The sequence below is a fragment of the Peribacillus sp. R9-11 genome, assembly GCF_031345095.1.
Taxonomy (GTDB): Bacteria; Bacillota; Bacilli; order Bacillales; family DSM-1321; genus Peribacillus; species Peribacillus butanolivorans.
This window is the reverse complement of record NZ_CP133763.1, coordinates 5549080-5573474: the sequence shown is the minus strand read 5'-3', so window position 1 is coordinate 5573474 and position 24395 is coordinate 5549080. Positions and strand designations below refer to the sequence as shown.

The window sequence follows — 24395 nt, the reverse complement described above, 5'->3', positions numbered from 1 at the left end:
TATAATAATCATTTCTTACATAGTGTATAATGAAAAGCAGTGAAAATTATATACATATGAACGATTTGGTGTCTTAATGACTTAAAAGGGAAGTTGGTGAAATACCAACGCGGTCCCGCCACTGTAAATGGGAGTTAGCGGCTGTGTACCACTGTATGTGAGATATGGGAAGGTGCCGTTGACGATGACCATTAGCCAGGAGACCTGCCAAGATTCGTACACCTGTAACCTACGCGGATGGGAAGGTGTGTGGCAGACCTTCTGAGTCCGTAATTATATTGTTGCCATACAAGCATCTTCCGTTTGACGGGAGATGCTTTTGTTTTGAAATTCGCTTCTTCACTTCAGGGTGCGTTTTCTTTAGGTGGTCGGAAATTGAATTAAAAGATTGTGGGGGATGTAAAATGAAGAAAATCTATGGTCTGATTCTAGTGATGTTACTAACTGCAGGTATGATGGTTGGTTGCAATGATACATCAAAAGAAGGAACGAAAGAAAAGCAACAAACGAATCATACTGAAAACCAAGCTTTCCCGATTACGATAAAAGATGCAACGGGTGAAAAAGTAACGATAGAAGAACAACCAAAGAAAATTGTTACATTGATACCAAGTAATACAGAAGTGGTCTTTGCACTTGGTTTGGGTAAAAAGGTTGTTGGTGTATCCGACAATGATAATTACCCGGAAGAAACGAAAGAAATTGAAAAAGTTGGCGGAATGGAAATGAACACGGAGTTAATCGTTTCCTTAAAGCCTGATCTTGTTCTTGCTCATGCATCCAGTGCCCATAATTCGAATGAGGGATTGCAGCAGCTTAAGGATGCTGGAATAGATGTCCTTGTAGTCAATGATGCACAAAGCTTTGACGAAGTGTATGAGTCTATTGATATGATTGGACAGGCAACGGGAGAACATGATAAGGCAAAAGAAATCGTTGCGAATATGAAAACGAAACTGAAGAAAATTCAGGAAAAAGCTAAATCCGTTAAGGATGAGGAAAGAAAAACCGTTCTAGTAGAGGTTTCGCCATCACCGGATATTTATACACCTGGAAAAAATACATTCATGAATGAAATGCTTAACATAATTTCAGCGAAAAATGCAGCAGCCGAATTGGACGGGTGGGCGAAAATTGACGAAGAGTCTATGATTGCTGCAAATCCGGATGTCATTATTACAACATATGGTTATTATACAAAAGATCCAATCAGTGAAGTGACGGGCCGAAAAGGATGGGAAGATGTAGCTGCTGTTAAGGATGGTCAAGTCTTTGATGTCCATTCTGACTTAGTGACCCGTTCTGGTCCACGCTTAATAGAGGGAGTAGAGGAACTTGCCAAATCAGTCTATCCGAACCTATTTGACAACTAAGTGGGCGTTTGCTTATTTGATTGCGTTATTGTTTTTGCTTTTCGCAATGACGATTGGCATTTCCTTTGGTTCGGTGTCAGTACCGATTCCCGCGCTTATACAAATTATCGGCAAGGAATTTTTTCATTTACCAATCTCAGTTGAGCCAGATGTGATGCTGACGAATATCGTAATGAACATCCGCCTGCCACGTGTATTACTTGCAGGTTTGGTTGGGGCTTCGCTTGCGATTGCCGGGGCAGCCTTTCAGGGACTGCTCAGGAACCCGCTTGCTGACCCCTACACATTAGGGATTTCATCAGGAGCATCAGTAGGCGCTGTATTGACATTGTTTTTGAATATATCATTGCCGTTGATCGGTTTATATACCCTACCGGCGTTAAGTATTATGTTTTCATTGCTTACGATTTTCTGTGTGCTAACTTTTGCGAGAAAAATGGATCGATCGATGAAAGTAGAAACAATTATTTTAACCGGAATCATTTTCAGCTCGTTTTTAAGTGCCTTCATCTCATTAATGATTGCGTTGACGGGCGAGGAATTAAGACAAATCATCGGATGGCTGATGGGAAGCGTTTCAATGCGCGGCTGGAATTATATCGCGATTATTTTGCCGTTTTTTATCATTGGTTCGTTGATCTTGATTATGAATACCCAAGAATTGAATGCGATGACGTTTGGGGAAGATCGTGCAAAGCATTTGGGTGTGAATGTTCAGCGGAGAAAAATGTGGATTCTGATAGCTGGTTCGATATTAACTGGGGCAGCTGTTGCTGTTTCGGGAACGATTGGCTTTGTAGGATTGGTTATTCCTCATTTGGTTCGTAGGATTTGGGGGCCAGATCATAAGCATTTGTTGCCGTTATCTTTGCTCGTAGGAAGCGGATTTTTAATTTTGGCTGACCTTGTAGCAAGGACGATTATTGCACCTTCGGAACTGCCGATTGGTGTAATTACCTCACTTATCGGGGCCCCGGCATTTGCCCTGATTTTATTAAAGAGACGGAGAGAAGGGTAGAATTCATGCTTGAAGTTAAAGGGTTAACAGGTGGATATGGCAATAAAGCTGTTTTGGACTCTGTCTCTTTTGACGTACATAAAGGGGAATTATTTGGGATTCTCGGTCCAAATGGCAGCGGAAAAACGACGCTATTAAGTATGCTTAGCGGGGTTCTCGATTATAAGGTAGGAAGCATACGAATAAGGGGAAGAGACTTGAAGGAGTATTCGGCCAAACAACTTGCACAAGTTATAGCCGTGTTGCCTCAACATTCCTCATTAGCCTTTTCTTATACGGTAAAAGAGACTGTTTCTCTTGGCCGTTATGCTCACCAAACAGGCTGGTTTCATAGTTGGACTTCTGAGGATGAGGTGATTGTCCAACGTGTGATGAAGCAAACGGGAGTCGCGGATTTTCAGGATCTTCATTTTGAACGATTATCAGGCGGTGAGAGACAGCGGGTCTTATTGGCACAAGCACTTGCCCAAGAACCGGAAATTCTTTTTTTAGATGAACCAACGAACCACTTGGATCTTTCCTATCAAAAGGAGCTTCTTGATTTAATGAGGAAAATGGCCAAGGAGCTGGAGCTAACAGTTATCTCAATCTTCCATGACTTGAATTTGGCCGGCTTGTACTGTGATCGGCTGATGTTGCTTGAAAAAGGACAAATTCAAGTCATTAATGTGCCGAATGAAGTGCTCCAACAGGAACGGATCCAGGAGGTATACCGGACGACGATTGAAAAACATCCGCATCCTGCCCTACCGAAGCCGCAAATGTTCATTGTCCCGGAAAAGCATGTCTGTGATTTCGCACCTTTGGAAATTGATGAAACCTATTTGACGGTGGGCAACGAAATAATTCAATTGAATTCACCAATTCCGCTTAGAACGATGTCTTCTGGTGTGACCGGTTCAGGAACGGGCTGGCATCAACATTTCGTGAATAGGCATGTCCATCGTGATTATAATTACGAGGATCATTTTGCTGAAATGGCTGACTTTTTAAAAACACACGGTTTTGAACCGCAGGAAACGGTCGGAATGATGACAGCTGTCTTTCTCGATACGGTGGCCTTCAAGTTTTTAAGAGATGATGATTTCTCGGTTTTTATCATTGTGACGGCTGGAGTAGGGAATGCCATCGACGCCTCTTTAGCTGACCAACATTCTTGGATTTCCACTCCAGGAACCATAAATACATGGATCTTTGTAAATGGGCACTTGGCAGAAGAGGCCTTTATCCACAGCATTGTCACCGCGACCGAGGCAAAAGTAAAAGCGCTTCATGATTTGCGTGTTTTGGATAAGGTGACAAATACAGTGGCGACAGGAACTTCGACAGACAGTATTTTGATTGCCGCAATCCAAAGAGGGAAGGCACTTCAATATGCAGGCACCATTACTCCGCTAGGGAAGTTGATCAGTCGCGGTGTATATGATTGTACCGTAGAAGCAATAAAGAAAAATCGGAAACGGATTGAGGAACTATGATTTACCATCACCTTTTTGCTGTTACACTGGCTTTTTTCTTTGATCTATTAATAGGTGATCCACCAAATTGGCCACATCCCGTTAAATGGATAGGAACGTTGATAAGCAAGTTGGATCATGCATTCAATAGAGGTACACATAAAAAGCGAAATGGCCTCTTCATGCTGGTAATTGTTTTAACACTGGTGTTATTGGCAACAGGTCTAACTGTCTATTTAGCTTATCTTATCCATCCGCTTGCGGGAATTTTATGGGAAGCTGTTGTTATTTCTACGACGATTGCTCAGAAGGGCTTAAAGCAGGCAGGAATGGATGTGTGTCATCCACTGAATAAACAAGCTTTTCCTGAAGCGAGGCTAAAGCTTTCCTATATTGTCGGTCGTGATACTGCTGATCTTGATGAATCCGAAATAGTCAGAGGCACTGTAGAAACCGTAGCTGAAAATACGAGTGATGGAGTTACGGCTCCACTGTTTTGGGCAGCAATTGGCGGTGCTCCACTCGCGATGATGTACAGGGCAATTAATACCTGCGATTCAATGGTTGGTTACAAAAATGATAAATATGGACAATTTGGCTGGGCTTCAGCTAAGCTCGATGATATCGTGAACTGGATTCCTAGTCGCCTCACTGGTTTCTTGATGCTGCTAAGCTCGAAATCCAGCTATCATAGCTTGGGGGCTAGATGGAAGATTTTGTTCAATGATGCGAAAAAGCACCCAAGCCCGAATAGTGGGTGGTGTGAAGCAGGCGTTGCTGCAATTTTGGGTGTACAGCTTGGCGGCCGGAATATGTACAAAGGAGTAGTTTCTGACCGTGCTAGGATGGGCGTTCCACTTGTTCCATTAGAAGCAATACATATACAAAAAACGATTACCATCATGCATCGGACATCTTTTATATTTTTACTGATGCTTTGGTTAGGGGGACTTACGCTTGGCATTACCTTCTCATGGCTCTAATCCGCATTATCTTTACGAAGCGCTGGAAATTGAAATGCCTGAATCGGTTCTCGATTTTAGTGCTAATATCAACCCATTGGGTCCTCCTTTATGTATAAAGGAACGGTGGTCCGAATTCTTCGAAGGAATCTTAAATTACCCAGATCCGCATGCCGTTGAATTGACAAAATTAATTGCAAAAAAAGAAGCGCTTCTTGAGCAATCCGTTTTGGTAGGTAACGGTGGTGCGGAAATAATAATGTTGGTAGCGAACAGGTTAGCCAATAAAAAGGTCTTAATCATTCAGCCTGCATTTGCGGAATATGCAGAAGCTTGTTTAGCAGCCGAATGCGAGGTAGACTTTCATCAACTTGATGCACCTGAGTGGCAACTAGATCTCGATCGATTGATTCCTCAATTACCTGAATATGACGCGATTTTTTTATGTACGCCTAATAATCCGACAGGGATTTCATTTAAGCAAGAAGCAGTTAGGGAATTAATCAAAGAATGCGGAAAAGCAAATTGTCTGGTTGTTTTGGATGAGGCTTTTTATGATTTTACGGAAAACGCCTTTACTTATGCTTCTTTAATTACGCAATTCCCTCATTTACTGATTCTACGATCAATGACGAAAATTTTTGCAATTCCAGGCTTGAGGTTGGGTTATTTGCTGGCGGCACCAGATATCATAAATCAGGCAAAAACCTATAAATCGCATTGGAGCGTCAATCATGTGGCATTAGAAGTCGGGAAAATCTGCCTTGCTGAAGAAGAATATATAGAAAAAACAAGAGCGTATATTCAATTCCAAAAGCAGAAACTTTTCCGGTTTTATGAAGAGCATGAGTTGATTGTCTCAAATAGCACGGTCAATTTTTATTTAGTGAAAGATGAATCCTTATCCCTTTTGCCTTTTTTATTAAAAAAGGGCATCGTACCACGTCATACGTATAATTTTCCAGGGTTAGATGGAATGTGGCTCCGGTTCGCAGTGAAGAGTGAGCGTGATAATGCCATGCTAATGGAGGGGGTAAGACAGTGGAGAACTCTAGGCTCTGTTTTATAACCGGTGGTGTCCGGAGCGGTAAAAGCCGTTTTGCAGAAAAAAAGGCAATAGAATATGCAATCCAATTGAGTGGGAACTTGCATTACCTCGCTTGTGGCCGAGTCAGTGATGCTGAAATGGAAGAACGCATCCGCCGGCACCAAAGGGATCGCAAAAGTAGTCCAATTGCTTGGAGGACTTGGGAATACTCGACGAATATTACACGGATAGGTGCAGATCTAAATCAAGATTCAATAATCCTACTCGATTGCCTGACAACCCTACTCGATAATGAATTATTCGGTCCCAATATACCGCTTGAAAAGGAGTTTTTACATAGTGTTTTCACAAAAATAATCAGCGGAATTAATGAGATAAGAAAACAAGCCAGCTGTTTGATAATCGTAAGCAACGAAGTGGTACAGGAGCCGATTTTTCAAAATGAGTTCCTCCATATATACGGAAAAATACTTGGCCTGCTTCATCAAGCGGTCGTCGAACAGGCAGATGAGGCTTATCTTGTTGAATCAGGGATTCCGTTATTGATGAAAGGGTGCATGCAGGAATGAACGGATGGATTGGATTCTTGATTAACCTGCAGTTCTTTACCGTGTTCCCAATAAAGAAACAGCTACCGATGGATAAGAAATATATCCACCGTGCGATTCAAACCTTTCCTTTAGTAGGGCTTTTCCTAGGCTTGATATTGGGAGGTGTTTTATACGCGTTAGTAGAATGGACCCCATTGTCATCCCTTTCGATTGCGTTTGTGGTTTGGTTTTTAACGATGGCATTAACAGGCGGTTTGCACCTCGATGGTTGGATTGATGCAAGTGATGCCTTCTTTTCCTATCAGGATAAAGAGAGGCGTCTAGAAATCATGAAGGATTCCAGGACAGGAGCATTCGGTGTCATCTCCGTCATCGTACTTTTGGCCGCCCGGTTTATATTTATTTATGAAATCGTCGATAGAGTCAATGAGTGGACATACTTTTTAATTATTAGTCTTCCACTTTTAAGTAAATGTGTGATGGGCTATTTACTTAGCCGGATGCCCTTGGCAAAAAAAGAGGGACTTGGTGCTTTCTTTCAAAGTGCAGTAAGGAAAAACAGTTTATATATTTATTGGTTGTATTTTATTGTGAGTTTTGCGGTTGCATGGAGCATCGATTTCAAGCTGGTCACTTTATTTTTTATCATGTGTCTGGCTGCTCTACTCTTCCTATTGTATATAAAGCGGAAAATCGTTAGTTGGTTCGGTGGGATAACGGGGGATGTATTGGGAGCATCCGTGGAAGGAGTTGAGCTTTGGTTATGGCTGATTCTGTGGCTATTACACTACTTCGCCATGGGCTGACAGAAGCAAATGAGCGAAGATCCTATTTAGGCTGGACAGATTCTCCATTAAGTCTGAAAGGAGAAAAGGAAATTCTAGACTTAAGGGGCTCTTACCCACAGTATGAAAAGATTCACACGAGTGATTTGCCTCGTTGTATTGAAACCGCAAGACTGTTGTTTCCAGATGTTGTTCCGATAAAACACCCTGCGTTCCGTGAACTGAACTTCGGCAGTTGGGAAGGGCGAACTTATGAAGAGTTGAAGACTGATGGCGATTATCAAAAATGGCTAGAGCATCCTATGGAGGCAATGGTTCCTGGTGGTGAAAGCTATCCGGCATTTTCCAAACGTATTCAAAATGGCTGGAGCCAATTGATTTCCGGTGAGGAAAGCCAATATGTATTAATGACTCATGGGGGTGTAGTACGTGAATTACTTGTCCGCTATGCACCGATGGAAAAGTCTTTTTTTGATTGGGAAATTTCCCACGGTATGGGATATGAGCTGATTTGGGAGGACCGGAACAGCTTAAGGAGGGGTGAACGTTGCACTTTGTTACAGGTGGCGCCTATAATGGGAAAACAAAATGGGTAAAGCACTTTTATGGGTTGGAAAGTGAGACTCTTTGGCTATCCGGTTATCAAAAAGAACAGCCGACTATGACGGATTTTCAAGGTAATACAGTGGTATTGCATGGCTTGGATGCATGGATCCAACAAGATGCAGAAAAGATGGATGCAGAGTCGATTCGAAAACGGTGGAAGGAAATCATGGCTGACTGGCGAATATGGGAGAAGGAAAAGGATGATCACAACTGTATTGTAATCGGATCAGATATTTCCAAAGGAATTGTTCCGATGGAGGCACAAGATCGCAAATGGCGCGATGCCTGCGGCTGGGTCTTTCAAGATGTAGCCTCCTTATCAAACCGTGTGGATGTCATTTGGTACGGTATCAATCAGCAAATTAAATAGAGGAGGAAATAGAGATGAAAATTTATACACGTACTGGGGATAAGGGACAAACTAGCGTAATCGGAGGACGTCTGGACAAGGATGACATCCGTGTAGAATCTTACGGAACAGTGGATGAAGTGAACAGTTATATCGGCCTTGCAGTAACTGAATTGGACTCAGCGATTTTTGCAGACGTACTAACGGACTTGGAAAAAATTCAGCATGAGTTATTTGACTGTGGCGGTGATTTGGCGACAGTTTCTGAGAAAGCCCCGCAGAAGCTAACGGATGAGGCGATTACCTATTTGGAAGAACGAATTGATGCCTTTATCGTCGAAGCACCGGAATTAGAAAAGTTTATCCTTCCAGGAGGCTCAAAAGCGTCTGCAACCATACATATTGCCCGGACGGTTACACGCAGGGCGGAGCGGTTGGTTGTTTCTTTGATTAAGTCGGGTGCGGCAGTTTCACCACTATCTCTTCAATATTTAAATCGTTTGTCTGATTACTTTTTTGCTGTAGCACGTGTGATTAACTTCCGCCTTGGCGTAAAAGATGTGGAGTATATCCGCAGCGCAAATGTATTCCGTGGAGGAAAAAGAAAGGAAAAAGAGTAAACATGAACGTAAGAAAAATTAGTACAATTGCTATTTTTATTGCTTTATCGGCGGTTGGGGCAATGATTAAAGTCCCTTCCCCTATAGGCAGTATGGCTTTAGACAGTTTTCCGGCCCTTTTGGCGGCTGTCATACTTGGCCCGGTGTCCGGAGCTATAGTAGCTGGACTTGGTCATATTATTTCAGCTTTCATCGGTGGCATGACACTAGGCCCTTTCCATTTTTTGATCATGGTAGAAATGGCGGTCCTCGTATGGATGTTTGGCGTTTTATATGTACACGGAAAGAAAATAGGCGCATTTTTCCTCTTTTTTATCGGTAATGCCTTCATCTTAGCTCTACCTTTCATATTTCTGGTTAGCCTTGAATTTTACACGATGCTAGTTCCGGGGTTAACAGGTGCTACAGCAATAAATGTAGTGTTGGCGGCCCTTTTACTTCCACGTCTAGAACCAGTTTTGAAAAAAGTGATTTTAAAAGATGGATTCGTAGAATGAATGATTCATTGATCTTACCGTTTACGGAGTCACAATCATTAGTCGTTTCTTGTGATAATAGTGGCGGAATTGGGTTGAAGGAAAAAGATCTTGTTCGAGTCCCATACGAAGTTGTTGGATATTTTTCGTTCCGGGTTGCCGTTATGGAGTGCCTGGCTGCTGGCGGAAGTCCAATGACCGTTGTCCTTCATAATTTCTGCGGCGATGAAGCCTGGGAGGCCTTGAAAATAGGCGTCATGAAGGGAATGGATGAAATCGGTCTGGATCTCTCTATTACAGGTAGCACCGAAAGTAACATGCCGCTTCTTCAATCCGCACTTGGTATTATGGTGATTGGAAAACGCAGGAATGAACGTGTAATGAAGCCAATTCTTCAACGGAAAATGGCCCTTATTGGCAGGCCACTTGTTGGGGAAGAAGTTATGAAACAACAAGAGTGGATCGCGCCGTTATCTTTATATAAAAGCCTTTGTGAGCTTGAAGAAGTTCAGGTACTTCCTGTTGGCTCAAAAGGGATAGCAAATGAATGGAAGCATCTGGACCCAAATGGGGAAGGTGTTTCTGCACATATAAGGAGTCAAGTCGATATCGAAAAATCGTCAGGACCATCTACTTGCTTTCTTATTGCTTATCCTGAACATCTGGAGGATGAAATCAAGCTCCAATCCGGTTCTTTTTTTATGGGTGAATGATTATTTTCTGAATTAATTAGGCATCGAGTTTAGTTCATAATGCTGGTTAGATGCTTTTTTTTGCAATTTAGGTTTGTACGGGTCACACTTTGTATATCTTTATGCTAAACTTCTTTAGAAACACTGTGAATTGCTATTTCTTAGCGTGGGTCCAGCCAATATTTCGATGAAAACATAAGGTGCCGTCAAAATTTTGTCAAACCCGCGCTAAGGCAACAAATGGAAAAATGAACTGATTTCCCCTATGTAAGGGAATGCAGTTCCTTTTTTATGTGTATAAAACCACCCTTTGTAGATTTTCAGCAAAGTAAATGATTAACTCAGGAAACAGTTTTTCACGGTTTCTTCCTGTAAAGTTTGATTTAGGATTTCTTTCTCTATAGCTGATTTCTTCGCAATCGCTCCAGCAGCCGTCAATCATGATTGAGGATCTTCAAAAGCGCGCTAAATCAGGACTATTTTCCATCAGACTTGCCTTCATTTGACTTACCTTCATTTGACTTGCTTTCATTTGACTTACCTTCATTTGACTTGCCACTAGCTTTTTTCCCTTTCGGCATGCAGACCCCTCCTTTATAAAAGAATAAAATATAATATGCAAAATAGCTCTAACATGTACGTTAGTTAACAAAATCGAGCTAAAATAAAATTAGATTAATATATCTTTTATTTTTCGAAAAGTTTCATTTTCACATGACCAACATTGCGAATGGAAGTCAGCTATGGGAGATTTTTCTGTATGGTTATCAACAAGCGTTTGGAAAACAATCCGACGATGATTTCATTTATGATTTGATCAAAAAAAATCAATATTACCCCATTAATTAATTCCCTAATGAAGCCTAATAGCATATTAATATTGGTAAATACCTACGCTGGCTAGTTGGAACAGTTTGTACAATGAAGAATGACGGGTTTACTCACATCCATTCCCTGTATCCGCAATAGTGAGTTTGTTCGAAATTATTCCTTGGGACAATGATGCTTGGGTAAAGTAAGTCAACGGTGGGAATCATGGAGTACAACACTTGCGTCCCTATATTTATAAAGCACCTAGGGAATTTAGATTAAAAGAGTACCTTAATACTAGACTTTATACTTGAAAAGTTATTAATAATTTCAGAAAGGAGCTACTACTGTGGCACCAATATGTATTAAAAATACTGGAAAGTATGGTAGAGGGGTATATTCTACACGTGATATTAAAAAGGATGAACTCATTGAGGCATCACCTGTTGTAATATCACCTGAAAATGAATGGAAATATCTAGAGAAGACTATACTCTTTAATTACTGCTTCTTTTGGGGGGATCATAATGACATAGCCATTGCATTAGGATATGGAGCACTATTTAATCATTCATACACTCCGAATGCGACGTTTAATAATAATGAAGATCATTTATCAATAGACTTTTATGCAATAACTAATATTAAGGCGGGGGAGGAAATCACCATAAATTATAATGGTGACCCTGAAGATAAATCTCCGTTATGGTTTAATGTGATTGAGTGAATGTTTCTATATTTCAGGTTGTGACGGTGGTAGTGGAGGTTTCGCCTTTATAGTCGTTTTGTTTTTACTCTTAATCATTGTTGGATGTAGTTGTGGCAGCGTTCCGGATAGGGCGCCATCTGATAAAAATAGTATGCAAAAAGCTGACCTTTATTGGTCGGTTTTTTCAAATTTGATTCCTATTTCAAGGGAAGGATTCCATTTGGGGATCCTAGTAGTAAGTTGAATAAGAAAAAATCAACAATGTCCATTAACATAGCAATAATTTAAGTAATGAGCTATTTGTATTAAAAATATAATTATTTACTGTATTGTTATATTTTATATAAAATATTATTTTCAGTTAGTTTATATAAATAGAAAGAATAGAAGGAATTTAAAAGATTTCAGCTGGAAGGGAAGTACCAAACAATCTTCGCAATCGATCCAATCTTTTTTTTTAACTACATAAAGAGATGCAAGATGTCTAGTTTATTTGGACTAAGATATAATAATAGTTTGTTGGTTTATGCGCTAATTTCAATTATTTTCTTAATCGTTATCATAGCTTAAACGAAATGGCACCCATTTATTGCGTTACTTCTTGCTTCCGTTATTTTAGGGATCATCGCATGTATGGATATTCCGGATGTTGCAGATGCTGTTCAGACAGGGGTAGGAAATACACTTGGTTGTCGGTCTGGGTACGATGTTTGGGAAAATGATGGCCGAATCAGGCGGAGCCGATCGGATTGCAAATACGCTTTTAGATAAGTTTGGAGAAAAGTAGGTACATTGGGCCATGATTATTGTTGCTTTTATCGGTGGTATGCCCGTATTCTTCGAAGTTGGCCTCGTCTTATTAATTCCAATCGTTTACACAATTGCTAAAAGAACGGATTTACCCCTTTTAAAAATCGGGATTCCGATGGTAGTTGGATTATCGACAGTACATGGCTTGATGCCTCCACATCCAGCACCAATGATTGTGGTTCAAGAATTTGATGCAAATGTTGCTAAAACCATTTTATATGCTTTGATTATCTGAATTCCAACAGCCATTATAGCTGGTCCAGTTTTCGGTTCCTTCATATTAAAAAGAATTAATGTACAAGCTGCTGAGGAGTTATCGGAACAGTTCTCTAATAAACATAATCGCAAGCTTCTAGGTTTCGGAATTACACTAATCACGATTTTAATGCCATTTATTTTGATGTTAGTGGGAGCTGTCGGTGCCGTTTTTTTCCAACGAGTCGATACTGAATGATTGGATTACATTCCTTGGAAAGCCAATTATCGCTCCATTGGTCTCTGTTGTGGTTTCTTTCTTTACATTAGGCTATGCTAGAGGTTTTAATATAGAAGAACTTAACCAATTTATGTCTGCCTGCCTTGCACCAACTGCATCCATTATCTTGATTATCGGAGCAGGTGGCGCATTTAAAAATGTATTAATCACGAGTGGAGTGGGCGGAATTTATTGCAAGCCGCATCCTTTGAAATTTCACCAATTCCGAATTCTTTAATTTAACAGTGACACAAACGTTTAAATCTGGGACGGTTATGGAAACGATAATTTCAGTCGTTTCTCTTATCCTAATCTTACTATTGAATTCAATTGTTTAAGAGAAAGGAGTACGATGTAAAAATATGAAACATTCAGGTTATATGATGGGGATCGATATTGGTACGACGAGCACGAAAGTTGTTCTTTTTTCAAAGAGGGGCGAGGTCGTCCATTCATGTTCTAAAGGATATCCGCTTCACAGTCCAACTCCGTCTGTTGCGGAACAAGATCCGGAAGAAATCTATAAAGCGGCTATTATTGCAATCGGTGAAGTGATGATTGCAAGCGGAATAGCAAAGGATGAACTAAGTTTTATTTCGTTTAGTTCAGCGATGCATAGTTTGATTGCCATGGATAAAGACGGTAAGCCGCTCACAAATAGTATTACGTGGGCAGATAACCGAAGTGTAGCCTATGCGGAGCAATTGAAGGCATCGGAACAGGGGACGCAATTGTATCACAGAACGGGAACACCAATTCACCCTATGTCCCCAATCACGAAAGTTATGTGGCTTAGAAAAGAGCATCCAGAAATCTTTAACAAAACGGATAAATTTTTAGGGATTAAAGAATATATTATCTATAAATTTTTCAAAGAGTTTGTAATGGATTATTCACTTGCATCTGCAACAGGTATGTTCAACTTGAAAAACTTGGCGTGGGATGAAGAGGCATTGGCCATTGCGGGAATTGGATCGGACAAGCTTCCTATGCTCGTGCCAACGACCCATATCCTTTCTGGATTGAGCCAGGAATTGGCAGAAAAAATGAACATTTGTGCTGGTACTCCATTTGTTATTGGTGCAAGTGATGGGGTGCTTGCCAACTTAGGCCAAAATGCTATCAAGCCTGGTGTGCTTGCGGTAACAATAGGAACAAGCGGTGCAGTGCGAACCGTCAGTGACCGTCCGCTTACTGATCCGAAAGGGCGGACGTTCTGTTATGCCCTCACTGAGAATCATTGGGTAATTGGCGGACCAGTCAATAATGGGGGAATCACTTTCCGATGGGCCCGGGATCAATTTGGTCGGGTAGAAATCGAAAGAGCTAAGGCCTCGGGTCAGGATCCATATGAGATATTGACCGAAATGGCTTCAAATATTGCACCTGGCTCAGACGGGTTAATATTCCACCCGTATATGGCAGGGGAACGGGCGCCATTATGGAGTGCTGATGCAAGAGGTTCCTTCTTTGGACTAGCTCTTCATCATACTCGCGATCATATGGTGCGGGCTGTGCTTGAAGGTGTGATGTACAACTTATACAGTGTCCTCCTTGCTGTAAGGGAACTGACAGGTGCTCCGGAGAAAATCCATGCAAGTGGCGGATTTGTCCGCTCCAAGCTATGGCGGCAAATTATGGCTGATGTATTTAATCAGAATGTGACAATCCCAGAAAGCTTTGAAAGCTCGAGTTTAGGTGCTGCCGTTCTAGGATTATATGCTTTAGGTGAAATTGAAAGCCTGGATGAGGTTGAAAACATGATTGGGCATACAAATGAACTTGTTCCAATCGAGGAGAACGTTAAAGTGTATGAAGAACTAATGTCGATTTATTTATCCGTAAGCCGGCAATTAGAAGGCGACTACAAGCGTATTGCTGATTATCAAAGACGTCATTTAGAATAAATTTGAGTGAAAGCACAGATGCAGAAGCGCTGTGCTTTTCTTTTTGCCTACAAAAAATGGTAAAATGGAGAAAAGGATAAGGGGACTTTTGAGATGGGAGCCAGTAAAACAAATGCAATGCGAATTCTCGATAACAAACATATAAAGTATGACATGATGAGCTATGATGTCCACGACGGCCAAATAGACGGTGTTACCGTGGCGAGTAAAATTGGTAAAGCGCCAGCAACCGTGTTTAAAACACTCGTTACTCACAGCGGACCTCAGCAGCTTTATGTATTTGTTATTCCTGTAGACACCGAGCTGGATTTGAAAAAAGCAGCGAAAGCAGCAGGTGCGAAAAAAATTGAAATGCTCGCTGTTAAAGACTTGCAGAAATACACAGGGTATATTCGAGGGGGCTGCTCACCAATCGGTATGAAAAAGCAGTATCCGACTTTTATTGATGAAAGTGCAACCAATCTGTGTGAAATCATCGTAAGCGGTGGGAAAATTGGGACACAAATTGTCTTGAAACCGTCAGAATTCCTTGTGGCTGCACAAGCGGAGCCTAGAGCTCTTATCAAATAGATAAAGAATACTATTAAACCTAAACCTTAGGCATTCACCTACCTGGGTTTTCCTGCATAAGCTGTCTTGAAGATGCACATCTGTATGGTGAAGGAGAGTGTGAAAGTGGCAGGAAAAGTGATGCATTATTTCGCTGGAGGCAATACGGCTAAAGGTTTTTATAGTTTATATGATTCCAATCTAGCTGGTTTGGAGAAATTATTTATTTTAAAAGGCGGACCTGGTTCAGGTAAATCGACTATTATGAAAAAAATTGGCCAGGAATGGCTGGATAAAGACTATGATATCGAGTTTTTGCATTGTTCGTCGGATAATGATTCCATTGATGGGGTAATTATTCCCGCCTTGAAAATAGGTCTTGTTGATGGGACTGCGCCACATGTGATTGAACCGAAAGCACCGGGAGCCGTTGAAGAATACGTCAACCTAGGGGCTGCCTGGAATTCTCAACAGCTGGCAGCTGAAAGAACGACAATCATAAGATTGACCAATGCTAGAACCAAGAGTTTTGAGAAGGCATATGCTCTTTTCACAGAAGCATTAAAGATACATGATGAATGGGAAGATATTTATAAGGCGAACATTGATTTCGTTAAATTAAATGGATTAACCAATAAATTGATAGAAGGCTTTTATAGAGATATTGTTCTCAACAAAAAAGCAGATGTTCGTCACCGGTTTTTAGGTGCCGCTACGCCAGAGGGAGCAGTTGATTACATCCCGAGTATTACAAAAGGAGTGCAAAAACGCTACTTTTTAAAGGGTCGACCTGGCTCAGGAAAATCGACGATGCTGAAAAAGATTGCAAAGGCTGCGGAGAAAAGAGGATTTGATGTAGAAGTGTATCATTGCGGTTTTGATCCTGAAAGTTTGGATATGGTAATCGTCCGGGAGGCAGGAATCGCTATTTTTGACAGCACCTCTCCGCATGAATATTTCCCGAGTAGAGAGGGTGATGAAATCATTGATATTTATAAAACAGCCATCCACTCTGGAACAGATGAAATTTATGCTGATCAGATCAAGGATGTTTCCTCCAGATACCGGGCGAAAATGAATGAAGCAACTGCATGTCTTGTAAAAGCGAAAGAGCAGCATGACGCACTTGAAGCCATTTATGTAAAAGCAATGGACTTTACTGCAATTGATGACATTCAAAAGGACATTCAAGAACAAATTACTGCACGGTCAAAGACTGTGGATAATCATACGATTTTACATTAAGAAAAAAAACTGTACCTATTCCAAATAGGTGCAGTTTTTTTATATACATAGAAGAGACAACTGAAAGATAATCATTTTTAGTTGGCGTTGAAAAGCTCTCCCGTTTGTTATACGTGTTTATCAACTCTCTTTCGGTTAAAATAAGGGTTATATTGAAAAAAAGGAGCGGGTTGAATTGATTAAGACGATTGCGATTGATATGGACGGAACATTATTAAACAAGATGCAAAAGGTGAGTGATGAAAATAAAGCCGCTATCCAGAGGGCGCAAAGAGAAGGAGTTGAGGTGATCATTGCTACAGGAAGATCGTACGAGGAAGCAAAGTACGCTTTAGATGAAACGGGCATTGTGTGTCCGATTATCTGTGTAAATGGGGCTGCTATTTTCACGCAGGACGGAAAAATTGCTGCTTCCAATCCGATGTCACTTGCTACTGCACAGAGTGTTGCCGAATACCTCGAAGAACAGGAAATTTATTTTGAAATTTATACGAGTCAAGGAATCTATTCTAAAGACTATGAAAACGCAATATCTGCTTTAGTGGATGTTTTTGTTACAGCTAATCCGGACATTGACCCTGTGGGAATCAGAAAATTTGCAGAGGACCGTTTACAGCTTGGACAGGTAAAGTCCGTTTCCAATTACTCAGATTTATTCAGCCACTCTGATAAAGAATATTATAAAATTCTAAGCTTCTCTAAAAATTTAAGTAAATTAGACCAAATTGCTTCACAATTGAAAACTCAGGATGGGGTGACCGTCACCTCTTCAGGACGTGAAAATGTGGAAATCATGAGTGGGCAGGCGCAAAAAGGTACTGCGCTTGAAAAATATGTGACTAAAAAGTCTGCTTCGATGCAGGAAACTATGGCCATCGGAGATAATTACAATGATATATCAATGTTTGAAAGAGTGGGTTTGTCTGTCGCAATGGGAAATGCCCCGCTTGATATTCAAAAGCTTTGTGATGAAGTAACAGGTATTAATGATGATCACGGTGTTGCTACAGCTATTCTAAAGGTACTTACGCAGTCATCAGCATACTAAATATGGAACGAAAGGAGAAGAGCTTTTGAAAAGATGGTGCTTATATTTTCTCATGGCCGCATTAACTTTAACTGGTTGTAACGTTAATAAAGAAGAGAACAGTAAAGCACAGCAGAGCCCTGATAAAGAAGTGTCGGAAACTCTAGGAGAGGGCCCTGAGGTGCTGTTAACGAACTTAATTGCACCTTGGTCGATTCAGAAGAATGGGGATACAATGTATGTGTCAGAGCGGACAGGCACCATCGTTCAATGGGAAAGGGGCGAGATGACGAGGCAAAAGGTTAAGCTTAAAAAGACATTGTCTGTGAAGGCCGAAGCTGGATTACTTGGATTTTTGTTAACTCCTGACTTCTCGAATAACAGGCGTGCAATTGCCTACTACACGTATGAAGAAGGCGGGAATTCTATTAATCGAATCGTTACTTTACAAAAGGATAATGATACGTGGCGGGAGTTGGAAACATTAATCGACGGAATACCAAGCGGTGACTACCATCATGGAGGTCGAATCAAGATTGGCCCGGATGATAAGATATATGCAACAACAGGGGACGCGAGGAATCCAACAATAGCCCAGGATCTTGATTCTTTAGGTGGGAAGGTCCTAAGAATGAACCTTGATGGTACCATTCCGAAAGATAATCCAATCGAAAACTCATACGTCTATTCATACGGACACCGCAACCCACAAGGCTTGGCCTGGGATGAGGCTGGTCAGATGTATGAAAGTGAACATGGTGAGTCTGCTCACGATGAATTAAATAAAATTGCCCCCGGTATGAACTATGGCTGGCCAGAAATAGAGGGCGATGAACAAAAGCCGAATATGGTAAACCCATTGATACATTCCGGTGAAAATACATGGGCCCCTTCTGGAATTGCTTATTTTGACGGAAAGCTATACATTGCAACCTTAAGGGGAGAATCGCTCAAGAGCTATGATGTACAAAGCGAAAAAATGACCGATATTATCACAGATTCCGGGCGGATACGTGATGTGTTTGTGGATGAAGATTCTCTCTATTTTATAAGCAACAATACGGATGGTCGGGGAAATCCTGATGAAAAAGATGATAAGCTGTATCGCTTGCCGCTATCTCATATAAATTGAAAAAGGCCCTAAAAGGGCCTTTCAGACTGTAGACAAACTCGATGAAAATCGAGTTTGTCTACAGTTTTTTTGAGGGGTTGTAAAAATTCGAACGTTGTTTTCCACTCCAGGCACTCGCTTTTCCCGCAGGAGTCTCGCACCTTCCGTTCCAATCAACTTTGTTTTAACAATTAGAAATAAACACTTTTTCCTACAGTCTTTTTTGTTTTAATATAGGAGTATTAAAACTTGAGGTGATGACGATGCTTTCGAAACATAATTCTATTCAGCGAGATCAACTTGAAATGATTACTTTGGATCAACTGGTGCCAGCGAACCATTTGGTTCGTAAAATTGAGGGGGCCATTGACTTCACTTTCATTTATGACTTGGTGAAAGAGATGTATTCAGAGATAGGCCGCCCAAGTATTGATCCAGTTATTTTAGTTAAATTGACATTCATTCAATATACCTTCGGTATTCGTTCGATGCGTAAAACGATTGAAGAAGTTGAAACGAATATGGCTTACCGTTGGTTTTTAGGTTACGGTTTCCATGATAAAGTACCTCACTTCTCAACGTTCGGGAAAAATTATGAGCGTCGCTTTAAAGATACAGACCTGTTTGAACAGATTTTTTATCGTATCTTAATGACAGCCTCAGAAAGAAAGTTAATTAGTGCAGAGCACGTATTCGTTGATTCAACACATGTGAAAGCCAGTGCGAATAAGCGGAAATTCGAAAAGAAAATCGTTCGTAAGGAAACACGAGCATATCAAGGACGCCTTCAAGAAGAAATAAATCAAGATCGTGAAAACAATGGAAAGAAGCCTTTTCCACCGGATAAATTTGATAAAGAAGAAACCAAAGAAATTAAAGAAAGTTCAACTGACCCTGAGAGTGGCTACTATGTAAAAGATGAACGAACAAAACAGTTTGCCTATTCATTTCATGCGGCTGCAGACCGCAACGGTTTTGTGCTGGGGACGATTGTAACACCAGGAAATACGCATGATAGTCATATCTTAGAGCCTCTTGTTGGACAAGTGATTGAGAAAGTTGGAAAACCTGAAGCTGTTGCCGCAGATGCAGCTTACAAAACACCAGCCATTACAAGCTACCTTTTTGGGAAAGAAATCACACCAGCTAATACACGTCCACGAACAAAAGAAGGGTTCTTTCGCAAGCATGACTATGTTTACGATGAACATTTTAATTGTTATCTCTGCCCATCGGGCGAGATTTTAAAGTACTCAACAACAAATAAAGAGGGCTATCGCGAGTACAAATCACCCAAACACACTTGTGCGACATGCTCATTTTTATCACAGTGTACAGTAAGCAAAGACCATCAAAAAGTGGTGACACGCCATATCTGGCAAAATTATATGGAAGAAGCAGATCATCTGCGTCACCACAAGGATGTAAAACCTATATATGCGAAATGCAAAGAAACAATAGAGCGTGTATTCGCAGATGCAAAAGAAAAGCATGGTATGCGTTGGACTACTTTAAGGGGACTTAAAAAATTGTCGATGCAGGCGATGCTTACATTCGCTGCCATGAATTTAAAGAAGATTGCCAATTGGACATGGCAAGGTCCAATAATGGCTTAATAAAGTGGGCTCGTAGAGACCCAATCTCTTAATCTTGATCAAAATTCAAAGGGAATTTCAAAAGGGGTCCAGAATTAAAACATTCTGGACCCCTTTTGTCTACAAACTGAAAGGCCCTAAAAGGGCCTTTTTTTGTGTGTTTTAAGAAGCATCGAACTTAGCGAATAATTAGCTTGAATACTGTTGAAGGTTTAGAGAAAAATATCAGTGCACTATTTAAGTAGTTGGGCATTTTCTACATCTGTAGGGTAGACATTTCTAATAAATCAGTGTATAGTTACCTAGGTAACTATTTAATAGGGGGAATACCTATGTCCTTTCATAATGGTTTTTTTCATCATAATCTGCAATTTTCAAGGTCATTTACTAAAAAGTTAAATGAACAATTGGCCAAGGTTAATCTTTTTCATTCTCAATGGTTGATTATATATTATTTGAATCAGTATGGTTGTTCTACGCTTGTCGAAATTAGTAATTATCTAGATGTGGAGAAACCGACAGTAACTCGGACGGTCAATCGTTTAGAAGAACGTAAGTTGATTGAACAAATACCCGGAAAAGATAAGCGGGAACGGAGAATACAGTTAACTGAATCAGGCGAAATAACCTATCAAGAAGCCAAAAAAGTAGTTGAGGAATTTGAACTTCAATTAATGAGTGGTTTGGCTGAAGAAGATCGTGAGACAACGTTACGAACTTTGCTTTTCTTAAAGGGAAAATTAAAATAATTAGGAAGGAAGAAGGATTGAAATGAATCAGAAACCGAAATTGTGGACGAAAGACTTTTTGATTGTATCGTCTGCGAACTTTTTTCTATTTTTAACATTTTATGTCTTAATGGTGACATTGACCATTTACACGATGGATAACTTTCATGCATCCCAAGCGCAAGCTGGTCTTGCTTCAAGTATTTTCGTCCTAGGGGCTGTACTTGTAAGGCCGATTGCAGGGAAAAAGATTGACCAGATTGGCCGCAGAAGAATGTTGCTTGGATCATTGATCTTATTTCTAATATCATCCATTGGATATTTTCTAGTAGATAGTTTATCACTTTTGTTAATTGATCGATTAATTCACGGTATCTCTTTTGGCCTTGCTACTACAGCAACGGGAACGATTGCAGCAGATATTATTCCGAATGAACGACGTGGTGAAGGAACAGGTTACTTTGCCATGAGCACAAACTTGGCAATGGCATTTGGGCCGTTTATTGGATTATTGATTACACAGCATTTTAGCTATTCCATTATTTTCTATGCTGCATCTTTATTTGCTGCATTCTCTTTAGTTGCTTCATTATTTATGCATGTACCTGAGGGGGAAAAAGAACGAGTATCTCAACAAAAAGGCTTTAAAATTGGCGATTACTTTGAAAAAAGAGCTTTACCTATTTCTATTTTTATTGGATTTGCCGGTTTTACGTATTCGAGCATCTTGTCCTATTTAACATCCTTTGCAAAGGAACTAAATTTAATGGACGCGGCGAGCTTTTTCTTTGTAGTGTTTGCTATATTCCTTTTGGTGTCACGTCCCTTTACAGGGCGTATGTTTGATGTGAAGGGTGAAAATGCAGTTATCTATCCATCGCTCCTACTATTTGCGGTGGGTATGGTCATTCTTAGCCAAGCCCATCATGGAATCACCCTCCTAATAGCTGGCGCATTAATCGGAGTGGGATATGGTACGTTCCAATCAAGCTGTCAGGCGATTTCAATTAAGGAGTCCCCATCAAACCGAATGGGATTAGCAACTTCTACGTACTTTACAATGTATGATTTTGGTATTGGTGTAGGTCCATTCCTACTTGGATTCCTTATTCCTTTTACCGGGTTCCAAGGGTTATTTATAGGCATGTCCATTTTGTCATTTGTTCTCATAGTCATTTACTATTTAGCGCATGGTAAAAAGGCTTCTGCAAGAAAGAAAATGCAATCTGAAGAGCGGTTTTCTGCTTAATTTTCTGCATTTTCTTGTTTAAAAACAAAAAAAATGGGGATGCTTATATTATGATTGATTTTCCAAGTAATCCCCCTTTTCTCCGCCTGTTATATACAGGCGTTTTTTTTATGTTATAACAAAAAAAACCGCCAAATTGGCGGGTTTAAAATTTATAGGTCCATAATCGTTCTTTGCGGATCCAGTCAAGAAAGTCAGCATCTTGGTTTTCGAATTTTTCTTTCCAGTCGACCACCATCGCCTCCGTTTGCGAACGGTGTGCTGTAAATGTATCTACCTTTTTGTTTTCGACGGCAGAAATATCATGGACGATGTCAGGTTGTCCTAAATCGTCGATGCAGTTATTGGAGAAAGCGACACAGTGAAGTTTAGGTCTCTCTTTTTCTTCGATTCTTTCCACAGCTCGGACCACAGCTCGTGCAGTTGCTTCATGATCCGGATGAACGCTGTATCCTGGGTAAAACGTAATGATTAATGAAGGATTAAGTTCATTAATGGCATCTGTAAATAAAGAAGTCAGCTTTTCATCATCTTCAAATTCGATGGTTTTATCACGCAAACCGAGCATGCGTAAATCTTGGATACCAATCGCGTTTGCAGCATCGATTAATTCCTTTTTACGAATTTTAGGAAGCGATTCTCTTGTTGCAAAAGGAGGATTTCCTAAATTCCGTCCCATCTCTCCTAGTGTTAAGCATAGGTAGGTAACGGGGGTGCCTGCTTCTCTATGTAAAGCAAGCGTTCCAGAAACCGAGAAGGCTTCATCATCAGGATGTGGGAAAATAACTAATACATGGCGTTCTTTTTCCAAGGTATATTTCTCCTTCCGTTCTACTTACAGTGAGTATAGTTATCTGCCAATTGGGGCGTGCATGGCGGATTTTTGACACCTGCAGCAAGATTGTAATTATTCAAAGGGAGTAGGACTAATTTGCATGGAAACAGCAAGTTTTCCGGTAAAATCAAGCCCTGCCAGTAGCAATCTCCCATGTTCATCAATTTCGAAGTGGTTTACTCCTTCAGCGTATACCCAGCCAATATTGAGCTTTAAGCCGATACGATAGGGTCCGTCCCCAACTATCTTCCCATGTTCATACTGTATAAAAGCATTACGGATATAAGCGCCTGCCGAAAAAAAAGCTTCATCTACATGAGTGGCATAGGCGCCGTTGGTTGTTTCAAGGTGAAGATATACATCTTGTCCTGCAAAAGAATCGATAGCATTCTGCACCTCTGTACGGTCTATAGGTTTCATTCTACAATTTCCTCCTTAACTGGGCGGCTAGATAAGCATTTCCTTCTTTCTATTTTACTAAATATAAACAAAAAAAGCGAAAAAGGCCGCTCAATGATTTTGAGCGGGCCCTTATTTTTAATTAATTATTTTGTTTTTTCAGCAACCCCGTATTTATGGTATGCACCATGATTGACAGGACCTACATAGTCATTCATCTTCCAAGAATGACGAACAGCTTCTGTTATGAAGTCTTTTGAAACATGAATCGCCTCGCGCGGACTTTTACCTTCAGCCAATTGAGCTGCAATAGCTGCTGAAGATGAACAGCCGGCACCGTGTGTATTGGTTGTTTCAATTTTTTCAGATTCAAGAATCTCAAATTCTTTTCCATCATATAAAAGGTCGATAGCTTTGTCATGATCCAGCTTATTTCCACCTTTGATCAAGACATATTTCGCACCAAGTGCATGAATTTTCTCAGCTGCACTCTTCATATCATCAATCGTCTTGATTGGCGCTGTGCCAGCTAATTGGGCAGCTTCGAAAAGGTTCGGTGTAACTACTGTTGCACGTGGAACAAGTAGGTCACGAAGTGCTACAGCTGTTTCTGGATGCAATACTTCATCTTCACCTTTACAAACCATTACTGGATCAATTACGACTTTGTCCAGTTTCAACTCGTCAATTTTACGGGCAACAAGTTCAATGATTTCGACTGATCCAAGCATTCCTGTTTTCATAGCATCGATACCGATTGATAAAATCGTCTCGATTTGGGCTTCTAAAATCTCAACCGGTGTAGGGAATACATTGTGAGACCAGCCGTTTTTAGGATCCATCGTAACGATAGTCGTTAAAGCGGACATTCCGTAAACACCGAATTCTTGAAATGTCTTTAAATCAGCTTGAAGACCTGCGCCGCCGCTGGAATCAGAACCAGCAACTGTCATAGCTCTTTTCATAGTCATTATGTGACCTCCTCAGGAGAATTGTATCGATATTATCA

At 40.6% G+C, this 24395-nt stretch carries 24 protein-coding genes, 2 pseudogenes and 1 riboswitch; of the genes and pseudogenes, 23 read left to right on the top strand and 3 right to left on the bottom strand.

The features are described 5' to 3' along the window. The first annotated feature begins 49 nt into the window (after positions 1-49). A riboswitch (cobalamin riboswitch) is annotated at positions 50-227 on the top strand. Positions 228-404: 177 nt separating this feature from the next. The 23 genes and pseudogenes from RE409_RS27080 to RE409_RS26970 all read left to right on the top strand — a co-directional run bounded on the left by RE409_RS27080 (position 405) and on the right by RE409_RS26970 (position 22152). Next, on the top strand, positions 405-1373 hold the full coding sequence (locus tag RE409_RS27080; protein WP_201222547.1) for an ABC transporter substrate-binding protein: 969 nt from the start codon (positions 405-407) through the stop codon (positions 1371-1373). Further along, entirely contained in the window at positions 1336-2391 is a 1056-nt protein-coding gene (locus tag RE409_RS27075) for a FecCD family ABC transporter permease (RefSeq protein WP_242485353.1), read from the top strand. Before RE409_RS27080 ends, RE409_RS27075 begins: the two co-directional genes overlap by 38 nt. A 5-nt stretch (positions 2392-2396) precedes the next feature. Then, positions 2397-3869, top strand: a complete 1473-nt coding sequence (locus RE409_RS27070) for a heme ABC transporter ATP-binding protein (RefSeq protein ID WP_309558325.1) — start codon at positions 2397-2399, stop codon at positions 3867-3869. Beyond that, positions 3866-4831 (top strand): adenosylcobinamide-phosphate synthase CbiB, encoded by a 966-nt coding sequence (cbiB, locus tag RE409_RS27065; RefSeq protein ID WP_201250211.1) that lies wholly within the window; start codon positions 3866-3868, stop codon positions 4829-4831. The genes RE409_RS27070 and cbiB overlap by 4 nt, the downstream gene beginning before the upstream one ends. Then, positions 4806-5879, top strand: coding sequence for a threonine-phosphate decarboxylase CobD (gene cobD, locus RE409_RS27060; RefSeq protein WP_201222549.1), 1074 nt, complete (start codon positions 4806-4808; stop codon positions 5877-5879). Before cbiB ends, cobD begins: the two co-directional genes overlap by 26 nt. Further along, positions 5852-6427, top strand: a complete 576-nt coding sequence (locus RE409_RS27055) for a bifunctional adenosylcobinamide kinase/adenosylcobinamide-phosphate guanylyltransferase (RefSeq protein ID WP_201187570.1) — start codon at positions 5852-5854, stop codon at positions 6425-6427. Before cobD ends, RE409_RS27055 begins: the two co-directional genes overlap by 28 nt. Further along, positions 6424-7215 carry an adenosylcobinamide-GDP ribazoletransferase gene (gene cobS / locus RE409_RS27050; protein ID WP_056527433.1) on the top strand — a complete coding sequence of 264 codons (792 nt, stop codon included), beginning with the start codon at positions 6424-6426 and terminating at the stop codon, positions 7213-7215. Before RE409_RS27055 ends, cobS begins: the two co-directional genes overlap by 4 nt. Next, the gene (locus tag RE409_RS27045) at positions 7173-7790 is read left to right on the top strand and encodes a histidine phosphatase family protein (protein WP_201222550.1); all 618 of its coding nucleotides are present in this window, start codon (positions 7173-7175) and stop codon (positions 7788-7790) included. Before cobS ends, RE409_RS27045 begins: the two co-directional genes overlap by 43 nt. Beyond that, the gene (locus RE409_RS27040; protein ID WP_201187565.1) at positions 7742-8170 is read left to right on the top strand and encodes a bifunctional adenosylcobinamide kinase/adenosylcobinamide-phosphate guanylyltransferase; all 429 of its coding nucleotides are present in this window, start codon (positions 7742-7744) and stop codon (positions 8168-8170) included. The genes RE409_RS27045 and RE409_RS27040 overlap by 49 nt, the downstream gene beginning before the upstream one ends. Positions 8171-8184: 14 nt before the next feature. Further along, positions 8185-8769, top strand: coding sequence for a cob(I)yrinic acid a,c-diamide adenosyltransferase (locus tag RE409_RS27035; RefSeq protein ID WP_053348407.1), 585 nt, complete (start codon positions 8185-8187; stop codon positions 8767-8769). Between the two features lie 2 nt (positions 8770-8771). Beyond that, positions 8772-9266: an ECF transporter S component gene (locus RE409_RS27030; RefSeq protein WP_201187561.1), complete on the top strand. Its 495-nt coding sequence runs from the start codon at positions 8772-8774 to the stop codon at positions 9264-9266. Beyond that, positions 9263-9958: an ATP-binding protein gene (locus tag RE409_RS27025; protein WP_309558323.1), complete on the top strand. Its 696-nt coding sequence runs from the start codon at positions 9263-9265 to the stop codon at positions 9956-9958. Before RE409_RS27030 ends, RE409_RS27025 begins: the two co-directional genes overlap by 4 nt. A 1138-nt stretch (positions 9959-11096) precedes the next feature. Beyond that, on the top strand, positions 11097-11474 hold the full coding sequence (locus tag RE409_RS27020) for an SET domain-containing protein (protein ID WP_201187557.1): 378 nt from the start codon (positions 11097-11099) through the stop codon (positions 11472-11474). 10 nt (positions 11475-11484) lie between these two features. After that, positions 11485-11568 (top strand): annotated as a pseudogene (locus tag RE409_RS27015) (YjcZ family sporulation protein); the annotation flags it as partial. Between the two features lie 368 nt (positions 11569-11936). Next, a pseudogene (locus RE409_RS27010) lies at positions 11937-13079 on the top strand (gluconate:H+ symporter). 24 nt (positions 13080-13103) lie between these two features. After that, entirely contained in the window at positions 13104-14648 is a 1545-nt protein-coding gene (gene gntK / locus RE409_RS27005; protein WP_201187555.1) for a gluconokinase, read from the top strand. Positions 14649-14741: 93 nt separating this feature from the next. After that, positions 14742-15218 carry a Cys-tRNA(Pro) deacylase gene (gene ybaK / locus RE409_RS27000; protein ID WP_201187553.1) on the top strand — a complete coding sequence of 159 codons (477 nt, stop codon included), beginning with the start codon at positions 14742-14744 and terminating at the stop codon, positions 15216-15218. A gap of 105 nt (positions 15219-15323) precedes the next feature. Further along, positions 15324-16442 carry a PRK06851 family protein gene (locus RE409_RS26995; RefSeq protein WP_309558321.1) on the top strand — a complete coding sequence of 373 codons (1119 nt, stop codon included), beginning with the start codon at positions 15324-15326 and terminating at the stop codon, positions 16440-16442. Between the two features lie 175 nt (positions 16443-16617). Then, complete coding sequence (locus tag RE409_RS26990) at positions 16618-17490, top strand: Cof-type HAD-IIB family hydrolase (RefSeq protein ID WP_309558320.1); 873 nt, start codon at positions 16618-16620, stop codon at positions 17488-17490. A 25-nt stretch (positions 17491-17515) separates the two neighbouring features. Continuing rightward, positions 17516-18601: a PQQ-dependent sugar dehydrogenase gene (locus tag RE409_RS26985; RefSeq protein WP_397444147.1), complete on the top strand. Its 1086-nt coding sequence runs from the start codon at positions 17516-17518 to the stop codon at positions 18599-18601. A gap of 242 nt (positions 18602-18843) precedes the next feature. Continuing rightward, positions 18844-20196 (top strand): IS1182 family transposase, encoded by a 1353-nt coding sequence (locus tag RE409_RS26980; RefSeq protein ID WP_309558319.1) that lies wholly within the window; start codon positions 18844-18846, stop codon positions 20194-20196. A gap of 311 nt (positions 20197-20507) precedes the next feature. Further along, positions 20508-20924 carry a MarR family winged helix-turn-helix transcriptional regulator gene (locus tag RE409_RS26975; protein ID WP_201187545.1) on the top strand — a complete coding sequence of 139 codons (417 nt, stop codon included), beginning with the start codon at positions 20508-20510 and terminating at the stop codon, positions 20922-20924. A gap of 22 nt (positions 20925-20946) precedes the next feature. Then, positions 20947-22152, top strand: a complete 1206-nt coding sequence (locus tag RE409_RS26970) for an MFS transporter (protein ID WP_201222554.1) — start codon at positions 20947-20949, stop codon at positions 22150-22152. 145 nt (positions 22153-22297) lie between these two features. Here the strand turns inward: RE409_RS26970 and bshB2 are convergent, their stop codons facing one another. From bshB2 to pdxK, 3 genes are all read right to left on the bottom strand, one after another. Beyond that, positions 22298-22963 carry a bacillithiol biosynthesis deacetylase BshB2 gene (gene bshB2, locus RE409_RS26965; RefSeq protein WP_053348416.1) on the bottom strand — a complete coding sequence of 222 codons (666 nt, stop codon included), beginning with the start codon at positions 22961-22963 and terminating at the stop codon, positions 22298-22300. Between the two features lie 96 nt (positions 22964-23059). After that, positions 23060-23407, bottom strand: a complete 348-nt coding sequence (locus RE409_RS26960; RefSeq protein WP_201187541.1) for a YojF family protein — start codon at positions 23405-23407, stop codon at positions 23060-23062. A 125-nt stretch (positions 23408-23532) separates the two neighbouring features. Then, complete coding sequence (pdxK, locus tag RE409_RS26955; RefSeq protein WP_082527519.1) at positions 23533-24357, bottom strand: pyridoxine/pyridoxal/pyridoxamine kinase; 825 nt, start codon at positions 24355-24357, stop codon at positions 23533-23535. Positions 24358-24395: the final 38 nt, after the last annotated feature.